We start from the raw sequence: 15,777 nt of genomic DNA, 5'->3' as shown, positions 1-15,777 counted from the left end.
GGAAACAAGATGAAGACCTTGATAGCCTATGCGAGCAAACATGGCTGTACTGAAAAATGTGCGAAATTACTGGAAGAACACTTGGATGGAGAAACAGAGAGAATCAACTTGAAAGAGCAGACTGACGTTGATTTTTCCAAATACGATACAGTCGTGCTTGGCAGTCCAGTATATATAGGGAAGATATTGAAAGAAGTGGATACTTTCGCAAAAACAAATTTAAATGAACTGGAACAAAAAACAATCGGTCTATTTATTTGTGGCATGCAGGAAGAACATACATTGAGAAACGAACTGGAAGTCAATTACCCGACCGAATTACAGGACAAAGCGTTAGTAAGAGAGTGTTTTGGAGGAGCCTTTGACTTCAGTGACATGAATTTCGCAGAAAAAATGATCACAAAAAGAGTGGCAAAAATCGACAAAGATGTCTCTGCTATTCGAGAAGATGTGATACACAGTTTTGCGGAGACACTAAATCAGCAACACTGAGAAATTATTAAATAACCCCTTCTGAGAAAAAAATCAGTATACAGTTCCATGTCAAAAAAGCACTTCAAACATACAAATACCCCATGACATCGACTATGCAATCATGGGGTACAACTATCATTATAGTTAAACAGCATATCTGTTATTCCAACTCTTGGGAAAGGAAAGTTTGTTTCCGTAAATATATCGGATCAGCTGTCCGTGATGCTGGATTTCATGCTCCAAAAGTGTAAAAAGATAGTCGATCTGTGTGTCATTCAAATCTTTAGAATCAACTTGCTCTATGCAGGCTTTGGAACTGCTTTTAAGGCTGTACATTACACTCGAATGAGTAGTTAAATCATTAAGTGAACATGAGAAACCGACCCATTCATTATGAATAACAGCTTGAAGGTAGCTTTCTCTTGCGCCGACGATGCACCAGATTTGTTCACCTATCGTATTCGACGGCAAGTCACCTAGCGTTAATTTCAAGTCTTGAACACTTAAGTTTTTGACAAGGTCATCCGTTAAATCAAATGCAGTGTTGAGTCGTTCCATCAGTTTTTCCATTTCATAAACACCTCTCTTATTAACTCATTATAAAGAAAGTTAAACTCAAAAACTCATTTCTATTTGTAGTGTATAAAATATGTTTTTATATACTGAAATGTTGATTTATCAACGCTTGATCAGTTGCTTAGCTCGAGAAACTGATCAAGTGTTATTTTTAATGTGTAACGCATTATAATTTAATCCAACTGAAATTTTTTTTACAGCAAAACAAAATAGCAATTCATTTAGCTCTCACGGCTATGACCAAACTAGTATCTCTGTATGATACTCACAATGTCATCGCCGTATTTTTTTACCTTGGCCTCGCCAAATCCATCGACTAACTGAAGGTCTTCTCTACTCTTAGGCATCTCATCGATCAAGGCTGTCAATTGCTTATCGCTAAAGATATGATAAGCTCTGATTTCTTCTTCCCGACTCTTATTTAATCGGAAATCCTTCAATTCTTTGAAAATCTTTGTTTCCTTTACCGGTAATGCTTTATGTACTGCTGGTTTTTCTTCTGACGTCAGACTGACTTTTTTATCCATGTCCTGTTTAACAGTTTTCAATTTATAAGGTTCATACTTTTGGGTATAATCTTTCAAACTATCTATGTGTAGATCCAAATAAGATTGTGCCCAAGCCAGCGTATCTTTGTCAGACGTAGCAGAACTATTTGACTGTTTATTTGCTTCTTTCATGTATTTAACCAATTGATCTGCCCTTATTACTTTTTCTCTCACTTCTTTTTCTGCATATCTCGCATTAAGTACCGTCTTTGGATTAGCCAGCACAACGACCGGCTTGTTGAACTCATCAAAATATCTTTTAGAAATAGACTTAGTCAATATATTTCCTCTACTCTCAACTCTAATCTTTTTCATTAAGTCCAGATGACGCTGATTCTGAGTGATCGGAGAATAGATGCCTTCCTTCTTCTTACGCCCTTTAAATTCTGTCGTGCGTATAAAATCGCCCGCATTATTGATGTCGATATTTCCATAAAGATTTTTACATTCAATGATAAAACATAATTTATTTGTAAAAACCAAGTAGTCTATCTGTGCACTTAACTCGCCATCCTCCAGATAAATATCATGCAGGACATACATAGGCATGTGGCTGTTTTTTAGTTCGAATTTTATATTCTTCTCACCAGCAATGCCATACTCCAAGAATTTTATATCTCGCTTCAGGATATTTACCCCGTCCGGATTCAGGGTCGGTTCCAAATCTTTCAGCATTTCTAACTGTTCTTCAGTATTCCCATTCTCTTTAAGAAAGATAGGTTCCTTCACTTTATTAAAAAAACTCATTTGGTAGTCACTCCTTCATATAATGACAAAAACGTTTAATTTCAGCCTGTTTCATACTAGATTGAGTTGATTAACGAAAGCAATCGTATTTTGATTCAACTTCAATAAACCACCTCTTTAGGATTATATTAACATACTGTGAAGTTTATCAATATAAGATATCATATAATTCTTAATAACCTTTTAAAAAAACCTATTCATTTATAACAGAACGGTGAAATGAGTGTTAAACTGTAAGTATCGATATCAACCAAATGAAAGAAGGCAGAAAGAATGACTCAAGTTAAATTAACCACACTTACAAAAAAAGGCGGCTGCGGCTGCAAGATCGGTCCTACTGAATTACGCGAGGTACTTCTTAACCTTCCAGCCCAAAAGAACGACCCAAACCTCCTCGTCGGTTTAGATACCGGTGACGACGCGGGTGTTTATAAATTAACGGATGACCTGGCCATTGTCCAGACCCTTGATTTCTTTACTCCAATCGTTGATGATCCGTATGATTTCGGTCAGATTGCAGCGGCGAATGCCCTGAGTGATGTGTATGCGATGGGCGGAACGCCGATCACTGCACTGAACATCGTGGCTTTTCCCATTTTCGACTTAGATAAAGCGATCCTCACTGACATCTTACGCGGTGCAAGTGATAAATTAAAAGAAGCCGACTGTAACCTTGTCGGGGGACACTCGATCGATGATCAGGAACCCAAATTTGGCCTTTCAGTCACCGGTACGATTCATCCGGATCACATTCATACAAATGCCGGAGCGAAAAAAGGCGACAAACTTATTCTCACAAAACCGATCGGCGTGGGGATTTCGACCACAGCCATCAAAAACAACTTATTGACAGAAGAGGAAACCAGAAACGTTACGCGCGTGATGGCAACACTCAATAAAGCAGCAGCAGAAGTCATGAATCAGCACAACGTCCATGCCTGTACCGACGTAACTGGTTTTGGACTGTTAGGACACCTCACTGAAATGGCCACTGAAAGTCATCAAGCGTTGACCATCCGAAAAGACGACGTCCCTGTCCTTCCTCGTGTGCGTGACCTTGCAGAACAAGGTGCCATTCCAGGTGGATCACGAAATAATTTGAAACATGTAAAAGCTGTTGTCCATTTTGCAGACCATCACGATGAGATCGATCAACTCATTTTAGCAGACGCAGTCACCTCCGGTGGATTACTGATGGCCGTGAGTGAAGCTGACGTTTCAGCATTGCTTGAATCGCTTAAACTTAAAGGGATCGATGCTAAATTGATCGGGGAAGTATCAGACGGCGATGCCGGTCATATCTACGTCAAATAAGGAAGGATACGATTATGTTTAAAGATGTCACACCACTTGAGCTCTATCGCTTAAAAGAAAAAGGACACACCGTTGTCGATGTGCGTTCACCAAAAGAATATGCGGAAGCAACGATTCCAGGCGCGATCAACATACCACTTTTTTCGAATGACGAGCGGGCAGAGGTCGGAACAACCTATAAACAAAAAGGACAGGATGCCGCAAAAGATCTTGGTTTGGAAATTTTTTCAAAAAAACTACCTGTCTTTATCCAGCAATTCAAGGAACTGAAGACACCAGTAACCGTCTTCTGCTGGCGCGGGGGCATGCGCAGTGAAACTGCCGCAACGGTCGTGGGTTTAATGAATATCCCTATAAATCGGTTAACTGGCGGTATCAGAGCTTATCACAGCTGGAATAAAGAACAGCTCGGCACAGTACGCATCCCACCACTGTATGTCTTGAACGGGCATACCGGAAACGGGAAAACGCACATTCTTCTTCAACTGAAGAAAGAGGGCTATCCCGTTATTGATTTGGAAGGTATGGCCCGTCATCGCGGTTCGATTTTTGGTCATATCGGACTGGAACCGAGTAATCAAAGAACGTTCAATCTATTGTTAGGTGAAGCTTTATTACGCTATCAAGACGAAGCTTTCATACTCATAGAGGGGGAAAGCTCACGGGTCGGCAAGATAACGATACCCGAGCACTTCTATCGACATAAAGAAACGAGTCCTCAATTGTTCATTGAGCTTCCCTTAAACGAGCGCGTAAAAAATATTTTAGCAGACTATTCACCTGATGACTATCACGATCAATTTATCGAAGCCTTTCAAGTGATCAAAAGTCGGATTCACACACCCGTGGCGAATGCGATAGCACAGGCACTTGCAGAAAAAGATTACCCCGTCGTAGTAGAGAACCTTTTGACGCATTATTATGACCCGAGGTACAATCATTCAACCGCTTGTGCGGAAAACTTGGTCACATCGATCGAAGAATCGTCAGTGGAAGCTGCGAAAGAACAAGTAAAACAGTACCTTTCAGTGAAACGATAATAGTAAACTAAAAAAAGCATCAAGATTTCGGCCATAATCGGCAGAAAGCTTGATGCTTTTTCAGCTGTGCTGTTAAGAATCGGCATTAAAAAGTAACGTTGACCGTTCCTGCCTTTACAAACGAATACTTGTTACTTCGCTATTGGAGGTGTCCCCTCGGCGTTTGATACAACGGCATCGATTTGGATCAAAGCACCTTCTGGTAAAGCTGATACGCCAACTATGCTTCGAGCAGGAACACCGTCTGGGAAGAATTTTTTATAAACTCCGTCGACAGCATCGATATCCGTAATGTTTTTAAGGAATATATTCACTTTAACCACATCCTCCATCACGTGGTCGACACTTTCTATAATTGCCTTGATGTTTTCCAAGCACTGTCCAGCCTGCTCTTTTACACCACCCGCTACCATTTCATCCGTTTTTGGATCTAGAGGTAATTGAGCAGAAAGATGATTGTAATGGGAAAAAGCGACCGTTTGTGTAGCTAGGGCATCTTTTGGTGCATTTTCCGTATTGTTTGCTTCCAGGATAAGTCCGTGTCTGTCTTCAACGGCTTGTGGTGGTGTCCCGTCTCCATGTGACACCACTGCTTCGACTTGCACCAAAGCATCCATCGGTAATGCCGCAACTGCAATTGTTGTCCGTGCTGGGACATAGGCCACGGCCCTGGCGATAGCTGAGTCTGGGAAGAAGGTCGTGTACACTTCATTCACAGCTTCAACATCCGAGAAGTTTTTAAGATAGATATTGATCTTAACAATATCGTCAAAAGGAACGTCGACACTTTCTAAAATCGCTTTGATGTTCTTCAAGCATTGTCCGGTCTGTTCTTTTACACCACCGGCTACCAGTCTACCCGATTTTGGATCGATCGGTAATTGGGCTGAAAGATTGTTGTAATGCGAAAAAGCGACAGCTTGCGTTGATAAAGCACTCATGGGTGCGTTCGTTGTATTATTTGTAAGTTTTATGAGGTCGCCCGATTGTGGTGCATCTGGAATCGTCCCCTCACCGTGTGAAACCAGTGCATCGATCTGAACCAAAGCATCCATAGGCAGAGCTGAAACTGCGACTACCGTCCGTGTAGGAACATAGGTTGAAAAGAATGTTTTATAAACTTCGTCAATAGCGTCGACATCTTTGATATTCTTAACGAATACAGTGATTTTCACAACGTCGCTCATGACATGGTCGATGCTGTCTACGATTGTCTTGATGTTTTTAAAGCACTGTTCAGCCTGCTCTTTGACCCCGCCCGCTACCAAATCACCAGATTTTGGATCGATAGGTAATTGAGCTGATAGATTATTGTAATGAGAGTAAGCTACAGTCTGTGAATATGGACCGATATTTTTTGGCGCATTTTCCGTATTTCTTGCCAATACTGCATTATAGTCGCTCATGTTTGTATTCTCCTTTTAGAAATTATTTTTAACAGCTCTATTTAGCAACTCGATTTTATGCCTAGTTATATCAAGGCTTCAACCCTTTGATATAACTAGGCCGGAACTTGATATAGCAACAAATAAAGCGGTTACATAATTACGATTATAACAGACTTTTTTTGTTTTGACTACCTGTAGCATGTGATTCTTTTGTTGCGTTTTTGCTTCGACGATAACTGCTAAAGAATGAGTGGAAAAACGTCTTCCTCGCAAGTCAATAATAACCTGGACCGTCGAAGTTGGGACACTAATTTTTCAGGACAGTCCTCAGTCAATACTGTTAATTGAACTTCAAAAAAACACACGCCCCTTAACGATTAAGTTCGTTAAGGGGCGTGTGTTTTTTGAAAGAAATTTTATCTCAGCAACATTTCACGCCATGGACTTTCCTATTCGAATCCTAATCACCTGATAAAACGAGTGGTCATTACTTTTTACTCGATCGATTATTGACAATTACATTGCTTCTTACGCTTTACTGATTCTAACCCAAATTTCATTTTTTCTGAACATAGGTGGGGTAAACGGTGCATTGTAAGAAGCCAACATATAGTTTGATTGCTTTTGATAGCCTTTTTCCTGTATCCACTCTTCCAGTTTTTTCTTCATTTTTGATTCTTTTGATTTGTTGGAAAAACCTGAATAATGTATTGCACCGAACAAGCCTTCATCGAATTTTTTTACCTTTAGATTCGGATTATTCGGCTCTGGTATTTGCTCCCTGTACTTTTCTGGAACAACAAAGGCCATTTTCTTTTTTTCTTCAGTTTCTTCTTGAATAACAGGTACTGTCATTGAGATTTTTTCATTCGCTTTATTGTCGCTGGATATATACTTGAACAAAGTGCCAAATGCACTGTTACTTTCTTCATTATTTAAATTTTCGTACTCGACAATATAAAAATCGACATATTTTCTTATTTCAAAATCCTCTTCTTTCAGCACTACATCATAATCGGGCGTCTCATATTTACTCACAGAATCACTCCATTCATTAAGTTAATGATCTCACTACTATTGTATCATTTCCGATCTCAAACGCTTAACAATCTTATTCCAACTTGTATCATTTCTCGTCCGAACTCTTTGTACATTTTTTGAAATTAATCCCGATCAGTATACAAATTGTGCTAGAATTTAGAAGTAAGGATACTAGACTATGCATTGAAAAGCGAGGATATTAAATGATTGCAAGAACTGAAGAAGATTTTAATGGATTAAAAGAAATCGGTAAAATCTGTGGCGCCATTCGAGATGAATTGGTTCAAAAGACGCAACCGGGAATAACCACAAAAGAACTCGACGACCTGGCAGGAAAACTATTTGAACAAGCCGGTGCGCAGTCAGCGCCCAAACAAATCTATGATTTCCCAGGTTTTACCTGTATCAGCGTGAATGAAGAAGTCGCACACGGCATACCGAGTGACCGGGTCATAGCAGAAGGCGATCTTGTCAATATCGATGTCTCAGGATCCAAGAACGGATATTTTGCAGACACCGGTCTCTCCTTCGTTGTTGGACATGGCAATGCCGCTTTGAAAATGATCTGTGACGTGGCTAAAGAAGCTTTCGAAGCTGGACTTGAGAAAGCAATGCCTGACGCAAAAACAAGTGCGCTCGGAAACGCAGTTCACAACGTAGCGAAACAAAATGGTTTGACCGTTATCAAAAACCTTACTGGACATGGTATCGGACGCTCGATCCATGAGAAACCCGATCACATTTTCAACTTCTTCTCAAAATGGGATGATGTCGTCTTGGAAGAAGGCATGGTCATCGCTTTTGAACCGTTCATCTCCACACTTGAGGAAGAAGTCTTCCAGTCTGATGATGGCTGGACCTTCCTGACTGATGAAAGCTATGTAGCACAATACGAACATACCATCATAATCACAAGTGAGGGACCAGTTGTGACGACCGCTTGATAGGGTCACGTCACATCAAGAAACATATTTTCTCTTGTGTGAAAATGTGATATTCGATTTTTCATCCGCAAAGGAGATGATTTTATGACGATTCCACTTTATGAACCTCTCAATACCTTGAAAAAAATCGATACAGATATCTGGATCGTAGACGGCGGGATAATCAAGATGAACGTTCTGGCCTTTGGTGTTCCCTTTTCAACACGAATGACGATCGTGAAATTAAAGAATCAGTCATTATGGGTCCATTCACCAATCAAACCAGACGAAAAACTATTGACCGAAATCGATAAACTTGGTGAAGTGACGCACTTAATATCACCGAACAGAATTCATTACGCCTATATAGCAGAATGGAAGACCCATTACCCAAAGGCGACTGCCTGGTCGAGCCCTGGTGTCGAAAAACGCGCACAGTCGCAAAATATAAAGGTCGATTTCGATCGTCCCTTGGAAAACGAGGCGCCGGCAGACTGGTCAGCTGATATAAACCAGCTGATTTTTAAAGGAAGTCGCACACTGGAGGAAGTGGTATTTTTCCATAAAGGCAGCAAAACGCTGATCCTCACTGACCTGATCGAGAATTTCGAACCAGCACGCACGACGAATCGTTTTTGGAAAACGGTCTATAAACTAGCCGGTGTCGCTGATCCAAACGGCAAGGCTCCGATCGACTTGCGCCTGACCTTTTTCGGGCAAAAGGAAAAAGCTCGGCATTGCTACAAGCGTATGCTTAGTTGGCAGCCCGAAAAAATCATCCTCGCACACGGTCGCTGGTATGATAAGAACGGGACAGCGGAACTCAAACGTGCCTTTAGCTGGTTGGAAAAATAAGACATATATAGTGATGAAAGACAGATCAAACAAAGGCAGGGACATTTAAGCTGCCACAACAATGTTTGTGGTAAACATAAAGAGGATAGTGACATAATTAATGAAAAAAATAGGAATTACTGCCTCATTCACAACGTGAATGGTCAGTATTCCTATTTTTTTATCCTGTATCTCATTGTGAGCAATACGCGCTGCTAAACCCCTCTTGTTTTTCAGCAGCCTCCCATTAGGCGACTTAGTTTGCTTTGAAATTGTAGAGCGGTTTGATGATGCGGTCTATCGTCACGGTCTCTTTGATCTGTTCGATGATCTCGTCCATTGGTTTATAAGCCATAGGGCTTTCATCCAAGGTCGACAGCTTTACCGAACTGCTCCAGACCTCTTTCATGGTCTTTTTGAAGTCGGCCAGTGCCACCATTTTTTTCGCTTTGGTACGTGACATCAAGCGCCCAGCCCCGTGAGGAGCGGAATAGTTCCAGTCTTCATTGCCCTTGCCGTAGGCGATAATGCTGCCGTCACGCATGTTCAGTGGGATGATGACCCGCTCGTCTTTTTGAGCAGAGATGGCGCCTTTGCGTAAGATCATATTTTCCATGTCAATGTAGTTGTGAATCGTTGAGAAGGCATCCACGGCTGTCCAGTTCATCTGGGCGAGGAGCGTTTCCAGCATGGCTTGTCTGTTCAGTTCGGCATAGTGCTGAGCGATCGTCATGTCGTTCAGGTAATCTGCAAAAGACTCCCCTTTCAAATAAGCCAATTCTTTAGGTATCGTTTGTTCGGCTATGGTTTGAAGGGTGCTTTGAATGTCTTTTTGATTCTCGTCTTTCTTCCTCTGCGCCACTATTGCAGCGTGTGTGTCTCTTTGAGCAATCAGCTCATCATACGCACGGTCTTGGTGGAATTCTGCGATCCGCTTCCCTAAGTTCCGCGACCCACTGTGCACAACGACCGCAATGTGATCCTCGTCATAGGCGTTGATCTCGATGAAGTGATTCCCGCCACCCAATGTCCCAATCGAGGCTTTGGCGCGTTCCAAATCGATTGGTGCTTTAATATCGCGGTACTTGACTAATTTACCGAAGCGGTGGAAGTGGTTCGGCGGTTGTGTGGAAGAGCCACAAGGGATGTAACGGCGGATAACGTCATCCACTCGATCAAACGCAAGGTCTGCAGGGTTGATTTTAACGATTGCGACGCTTAACCCACACCCAATATCTACGCCAACAAGGTTCGGAACGACGGTGTCTGTCACCGTCATCGTTGTGCCGATCGTCGAGCCTGCTCCCTGGTGAGCGTCAGGCATGATGCGGATCCGCGACCCTTTGCTGTGTGGTTGGTTGCAGAAGGTGACGATCTGTTCGATCGCCCCCTCTTCGAGCTTGTCTGCAAATACTTTTGCTTTGTTGTATTTCCCTTCCAATTCAAACATGTGGCTTCTCTCCTTATCCATATGTGACCATACGTCTGTTACGCGACAGGCAGTTGGCTGCGGTCGTTCACGCGGTGACTGGCGACGACGTGCTTGACGACCGCCGTATCGATCGACCCGTGACATGTTGGGCAAGTGAACATGTGTGTGAGGCTGTCTTCGTATTCATCGAGGGTGATATCTAAGTCACGCTCTGTTTGTATCAGAAAGTCTTGTCCTTTAGCTAACCGCTCAGTCAACCCAGTTAACTGAGCGGTTGTGCGACGCCAATTGTCTCAGATGTTTCACACTATTTGGGAAATAAGTAGGTCTAACAATGAGTGATTCTTGAAAGTTAAACATGTCCATTCGCCCGTGGTATTGTTTCTATTATTATACCAAAAAAGTTGATATCTTACCGATAAGAACGGTAGGGTATCAACTTTTTCAGGACTTTTTCAACAGCTCACAAACGTCCCTGCCTCTTTTTAGTTTTTCGAAGTCTGTTATAGTGAAAAATCGCACTCGTATGATTGAAATGACTGGTTTGCGACTAGTTCTGAAGCTTATCCTTCTACTTCTGAATACCTCTATCTTTTTTTGATTCATTGAGATGAAACTCGAGATGCTCTTCAATGTATGTTGAAATCGTATAGTAGCTGTGGTCATGCCCTTTTTGCATGCGAACGGTCAAAGGATAATCCCTCTCTTTTGCAGCTTCGGCTAACTTAGCCGGTTCCAGTTCTTTCTTATAAAAAGGATCGGCATCGCCCTGGTCGATCAGGATAGGTACTATCTTACCTGACTGTTGCTTCAGCAATTCCAATGCATCCCACTCAGCCCACCTACTTTTATCGTCTCCAAGATAATTCTCAAATGCTTTCACACCCCAGGGTACCTGGCTTGGGTTAACGATCGGCGCAAATGCTGTGATCGACTGGAATCGTTCTGGATTTTTCAGTCCTAAAACCAGTGCGCCGTGACCACCCATTGAATGTCCCGAAATAAATTCAGGCCCATTCAAATCAAATTCGTCCCGCATTAAACTGGTTAATTCTTCTATTATATAGTCATACATTTTATAGTGAGCCGCCCACGGTTCTTCAGTGGCATTAAGGTAAAAGCCGGCTCCCTGTCCTAAGTCATAATCTTTTGAGTCAGCTATCTCTTCTCCTCTGGGACTCGTGTCCGGCATGATCATGGCGATCCCTAGACGCGCTGCTGCTCTTTGAGCACCCGCTTTATGAGTGAAGTTATCATCGGTACACGTCAACCCTGACAGCCACCATAACAAAGGCGGCTCAGGAAATCTGTCTTTATTCGGTAAAAACAGGCTGAACGTCATCGGACAGCCCAGTACTTCAGACGTGTGACGATACTTGTATTGTACCCCGTCGAAAATACGATGTTCTTCTAAAAGTTCTACTTTTGACATGCCTTTTCCTCCTCGATTTCTGATGAACTAAAGTAATATTGAATTCAACTTTTAGTAAGCTAAAACTGTACGGATGGATTCACCCTTGTGTAAGAGGTCGAAGGCTTCATTGATCTCTTTAAATTCCAAGTTGTGCGTAATAAATGAATCCAAATCGATTTCACCGTTCATATAATCCAGAACCATTCCTGGCAGTTCCGTTCTTCCTTTTACGCCGCCAAATGCTGACCCGCGCCAGACACGTCCGGTAACAAGTTGAAATGGGCGTGTACTGATTTCTTTCCCGGCACCTGCGACACCAAGGATGATGCTTTCGCCCCATCCTTTGTGGCAACATTCCAGTGCAGATCTCATGACATCGACGTTCCCGATACATTCAAAGCTATAATCCACTCCGCCATCTGTCATTTCGACAATGACTTCCTGGATCGGACGGTCATGTTCTTTAGGATTGACAAAGTCCGTCGCACCCATCTTTTTAGCTAATTCCCATTTTTTGGGATTGATATCGATGGCAATGATCCGTTTAGCTTTCGCTTTTTTCAAACCTTGAATGGCAGCCAAGCCGATCGCGCCCAGGCCGAAGACGGCAGTGACTGCGCCTTCTTCAACTTTCGCTGTGTTTTTAACAGCACCCATGCCCGTTGTTACGCCGCAACCAAGTAAACATACTTTTTCTAATGGCGCATTTTCGTCGACTTTTACCAGGTTGACATCATTTACGACGGTGTATTCACTGAAGGTGCTGGTGCCCATGTAGTGATAGATCGGCTCGCCCTTATATGAAAAACGCGTCGTTCCATCTTTCATCAGTCCTTTGCCTTGAGTCTCACGGACTGAACTGCATAAATTTGTTTTCCCGGAAAGACAGAACTTACACTTTCCACATTCTGCTGTATAAAGTGGGATGACGTGATCGCCCGGTTTGAAGGATGTAACACCCTTCCCGACAGATTCAACGATTCCTCCACCTTCATGGCCTAAAACTGCTGGAAAGACGCCTTCTGGGTCCTCTCCAGACAACGTAAAGGCATCTGTATGACAAACGGACGTATACAATATCTTTACCCTTACTTCATTTTCTTTTGGTTCTTCAACATCGATTTCGACAATTTCAAGGGGTTCATTTGGACCAAATGCTACTGCGGCTCTGCTTTTCATATTTTTCCTGCTTTCTTTTGTTTGTACTTCTTCATTAACTCATTATACATCCTAAACGTGTTAAACCTCATTCATTTGATTGCCTTTAAAGGAAAGACCTCTTGTAGTGTTAGAGTCTCGTTCTTCCCAATGTCCCATTGTATTGGATATTGGGAAGAAAGTTAATACTGACATATTTGTCACCATAGGGTATACTCAAGTTTCGAGAAAGGATTTGAATCAGACCATGCTACATAAAGGAAAAGAATTCCATACGAACAAAGACTTGGCCTTATCTGTTATTGGAGGACGTTGGAAAATTGCAATCGTCTGGGCACTACTCCAAGAATCTCCCTTACGACTAAGTGAATTTCAAAAGATTTTCCCAGATATCAACCAGCGGATGCTGATCCGTCAACTAAGAGAATTAGAGGAAGATCAGATCATCCAGCGAACCGTTTACCCGGTGGTCCCTCCCAAAGTGGACTATAGATTAACTGAAATCGGACTGAGTCTCGATCCAGTCGTAACAGCCATTTGTGACTGGGGAGATAGTTTTCATGCGTTTCTAAAATCAAATTAGAGATATTCAAAAGGCAGTTTTTTTCACTTTCTGTTCTGGGATAATTCATCTTAAGATAGTTAAAAATTGGACTTTAGGATGCTAAAAAAATATCGGTTGAATCTGTTAGTTGTAGTTAGAAAAAGTTGAGCTATCGAGTCTTTTGCCCTTCAAACCCATACTATGATGAAAAGTTAAATCATATAAAGGACCAGTACAATTATTGCTGATCCTTTATTATTGTTCTACTATTCTACAAGTGTGTATAGTGCTACAATAGTATTAGCATATCTTTTACTTGTTCTTTTACCTAAAAAAATTTAAATCAATCAGCCAGTATTGAATACTCAGAAATCAAACTACCCTTGAAAAGAGGCTCATTATGGATACATCGGTGTTAAAGGTTTCAAACATAACAAAGCAGATCAAGAAAATCCAGATCATAAAAGATGTCAGTTTTGATATCAAACAGGGGGAAATATTAGGTTTTTTAGGACCCAATGGTTCTGGAAAAACGACGACTTTAAGGATGCTCGTAGGTTTATCAAAGCCTACTTCCGGAGATATAAAAATCTGTGGATATTCCATTAAAAAAGATTTTGTAAAGGCGATGTCTAATGTTGGTTGTATTATAGAAGGTCCAGATCTTTATGATTATATGAGTGGATATAAAAATCTTGAACTGCTCGGCAGCATGTCAAAAGATGTGACTAAAAAAGATATCGATGACGCTGTAAAATTAGTCGGTATGGAAAATCGGATCCATGATAAAGTTGAAGTTTATTCCATGGGAATGAAACAACGGATCGGTTTAGCTCAAGCGCTGATTCACAAACCCAAACTATTGATTTTAGACGAACCGACAAACGGACTTGATCCTCAAGGCATCCATGAGTTTAGAGAAATCGTAAAAAATTTGGCTAGAGAAAAAGGTATCTCAGTCTTGATTTCTTCGCATCTGATCAGTGAAGTTCAATTGATGTGTGATCGCGTCAGTATTATAAATAACGGAAGCATCATCAGGAATGCCACAATAGATGACCTTCTATCGACTGGTGAAGTCGTTTGGACACTGGATGATCCAAAAAAGGCACAAGCGATACTCAAAAATAAATTTAATATAGCTTCATCTATTGAGGCAGAAAATCTAAAGGCATTAGTTGACGTAGAGATGCTTGCAGAAATAAATAAAACATTATTTAATTTAGGTTTTGAAATCAAGTATGTTGAAAATAAAAAGAGAACACTGGAAGATTTATTTTTAACACTTACAGGTGAAAACAAAATCTAGCAAAGGTGTGATATTATGCTTTCGTTGACGCAAAATGAAGTAATGAAGATTATTTTGAAGAAAAAAATGCTGCTGATCATTGTTTTACTTTTGATTTTTGTAGGTCTATTCTCCTATGGACAAAAATATTCTTATGACCGAAACATACAACAATTTGAAGCAGAATCTGGTGGGATCGCCTATGATTGGGAATCCCTTACCGCCCAAAGGCTCAGCGATCTGGAAGAACGCAGTAGCGATGAATTCATACCTGAGGAAGTGAGAGCATCTATCGATAGAGAAATTCAGCAGCTGACTTATTTTATTGAGAACGACATCAATCCAATCACGCCTACTGCCTCTAAATTTAATGTTGAATTTGTAGAACAAGGCATCACCTTGTTCATCCCGCTACTCATCGTCATTTTGGCTGCAGATTTAGTTTCCAGTGAATTCTCCAAAAAAACGATCAAAATCTTACTCACACGAGCAGTCCCCAGGTGGAAAGTGTTGTTGAGCAAGTATATTGCCCTTTTGATCATGACAACAGTGTTAGTATTTATTATCGGCATCATCTCAACTTTGGTAGCCTATTTATTCTTCCAAGAATGGGGATTCAGTGAACCCGTCGTGACCGGCTTTAGTTTGTTTGAAGGCTCATTAGATTCAGATTCAACTATCTTGATCTCCCGCTTTCAATATACTTTATTGATCTATTCTCTATTGTGGTTTGTCTCCATCATAGTAGCCTCTATAACGCTGTTGATTTCCGTTATCGTTGACAACAGTTCTTCAGCTATAGGCATCTTGATGGCGTCTCTGATCGGCGGTCAATTTTTACAGTTTTTCTTATCTGAATGGGAACTCGTCAAATACTTTTTCGTGACCAATTTGGATCTGACGCGCTATTTGACCGGCTCCTATCAACCTGTCGAAGGAATGAGTTTGAACTTTTCTATTCTAATACTAAGTGGTTGGGCCGTAGTGTCATTGCTGATAAGTTTTATCGTATTTAATCGCAAAGATGTATTGGTTTAAGTCGATTTTCAAGGAGGA

The 15,777-nt window shown here is 41.3% G+C and carries 15 protein-coding genes; 8 read left to right on the top strand and 7 right to left on the bottom strand.

The window, feature by feature from the left end:
* Positions 1-9: 9 nt before the first annotated feature.
* Positions 10-492, top strand: coding sequence for a flavodoxin domain-containing protein (locus tag ACO1PF_RS07110; protein ID WP_423188375.1), 483 nt, complete (start codon positions 10-12; stop codon positions 490-492).
* A 126-nt stretch (positions 493-618) separates the two neighbouring features.
* Here the strand turns inward: ACO1PF_RS07110 and ACO1PF_RS07105 are convergent, their stop codons facing one another.
* Both ACO1PF_RS07105 and ACO1PF_RS07100 read right to left on the bottom strand, forming a co-directional pair.
* Positions 619-1,044 (bottom strand): hypothetical protein, encoded by a 426-nt coding sequence (locus tag ACO1PF_RS07105; protein WP_423188374.1) that lies wholly within the window; start codon positions 1,042-1,044, stop codon positions 619-621.
* A 251-nt stretch (positions 1,045-1,295) separates the two neighbouring features.
* Positions 1,296-2,345, bottom strand: coding sequence for an HRDC domain-containing protein (locus ACO1PF_RS07100; protein ID WP_423188373.1), 1,050 nt, complete (start codon positions 2,343-2,345; stop codon positions 1,296-1,298).
* 273 nt (positions 2,346-2,618) lie between these two features.
* Here ACO1PF_RS07100 and selD point away from each other — a divergent pair, with 273 nt between their 5' ends.
* Both selD and mnmH read left to right on the top strand, forming a co-directional pair.
* On the top strand, positions 2,619-3,659 hold the full coding sequence (selD, locus tag ACO1PF_RS07095) for a selenide, water dikinase SelD (RefSeq protein WP_423188372.1): 1,041 nt from the start codon (positions 2,619-2,621) through the stop codon (positions 3,657-3,659).
* Between the two features lie 14 nt (positions 3,660-3,673).
* Entirely contained in the window at positions 3,674-4,699 is a 1,026-nt protein-coding gene (gene mnmH / locus ACO1PF_RS07090) for a tRNA 2-selenouridine(34) synthase MnmH (protein WP_423188371.1), read from the top strand.
* A 131-nt stretch (positions 4,700-4,830) separates the two neighbouring features.
* Here mnmH and ACO1PF_RS07085 read toward each other — a convergent pair whose 3' ends face one another.
* Both ACO1PF_RS07085 and ACO1PF_RS07080 read right to left on the bottom strand, forming a co-directional pair.
* A complete protein-coding gene (locus tag ACO1PF_RS07085; RefSeq protein WP_423188370.1) occupies positions 4,831-6,105 on the bottom strand; it encodes a RidA family protein in 1,275 nt (424 codons plus the stop codon).
* 510 nt (positions 6,106-6,615) lie between these two features.
* On the bottom strand, positions 6,616-7,125 hold the full coding sequence (locus tag ACO1PF_RS07080) for an SOUL family heme-binding protein (RefSeq protein WP_423188369.1): 510 nt from the start codon (positions 7,123-7,125) through the stop codon (positions 6,616-6,618).
* Between the two features lie 206 nt (positions 7,126-7,331).
* Between ACO1PF_RS07080 and map the strand changes: the two genes are divergently transcribed.
* Entirely contained in the window at positions 7,332-8,072 is a 741-nt protein-coding gene (gene map, locus ACO1PF_RS07075) for a type I methionyl aminopeptidase (RefSeq protein WP_423188368.1), read from the top strand.
* An 84-nt stretch (positions 8,073-8,156) separates the two neighbouring features.
* On the top strand, positions 8,157-8,906 hold the full coding sequence (locus ACO1PF_RS07070) for a DUF4336 domain-containing protein (protein WP_423188367.1): 750 nt from the start codon (positions 8,157-8,159) through the stop codon (positions 8,904-8,906).
* 235 nt (positions 8,907-9,141) lie between these two features.
* On the opposite strand, the gene ACO1PF_RS07065 is transcribed toward ACO1PF_RS07070, so the two are convergent.
* The 3 genes from ACO1PF_RS07065 to ACO1PF_RS07055 all read right to left on the bottom strand — a co-directional run bounded on the left by ACO1PF_RS07065 (position 9,142) and on the right by ACO1PF_RS07055 (position 12,910).
* Complete coding sequence (locus ACO1PF_RS07065) at positions 9,142-10,335, bottom strand: RtcB family protein (protein ID WP_423188366.1); 1,194 nt, start codon at positions 10,333-10,335, stop codon at positions 9,142-9,144.
* 553 nt (positions 10,336-10,888) lie between these two features.
* Entirely contained in the window at positions 10,889-11,749 is an 861-nt protein-coding gene (fghA, locus tag ACO1PF_RS07060) for an S-formylglutathione hydrolase (RefSeq protein WP_423188365.1), read from the bottom strand.
* A gap of 51 nt (positions 11,750-11,800) precedes the next feature.
* Positions 11,801-12,910 (bottom strand): S-(hydroxymethyl)glutathione dehydrogenase/class III alcohol dehydrogenase, encoded by a 1,110-nt coding sequence (locus tag ACO1PF_RS07055; RefSeq protein ID WP_423188364.1) that lies wholly within the window; start codon positions 12,908-12,910, stop codon positions 11,801-11,803.
* Positions 12,911-13,136: 226 nt separating this feature from the next.
* Between ACO1PF_RS07055 and ACO1PF_RS07050 the strand changes: the two genes are divergently transcribed.
* From ACO1PF_RS07050 to ACO1PF_RS07040, 3 genes are all read left to right on the top strand, one after another.
* A complete protein-coding gene (locus ACO1PF_RS07050) occupies positions 13,137-13,472 on the top strand; it encodes a winged helix-turn-helix transcriptional regulator (RefSeq protein ID WP_423190521.1) in 336 nt (111 codons plus the stop codon).
* 361 nt (positions 13,473-13,833) lie between these two features.
* Positions 13,834-14,742, top strand: a complete 909-nt coding sequence (locus ACO1PF_RS07045) for an ABC transporter ATP-binding protein (RefSeq protein WP_423188363.1) — start codon at positions 13,834-13,836, stop codon at positions 14,740-14,742.
* A 15-nt stretch (positions 14,743-14,757) separates the two neighbouring features.
* Positions 14,758-15,759, top strand: a complete 1,002-nt coding sequence (locus ACO1PF_RS07040; protein ID WP_423188362.1) for an ABC transporter permease — start codon at positions 14,758-14,760, stop codon at positions 15,757-15,759.
* Positions 15,760-15,777 lie beyond the last annotated feature (18 nt).

It is taken from the genome of Alkalibacterium sp. f15 (assembly GCF_049389645.1).
Taxonomy (GTDB): Bacteria; Bacillota; Bacilli; order Lactobacillales; family Carnobacteriaceae_A; genus Alkalibacterium.
Note: the sequence above shows the minus strand (reverse complement) of the source record. Positions and strands in the feature narration are given on the sequence as shown.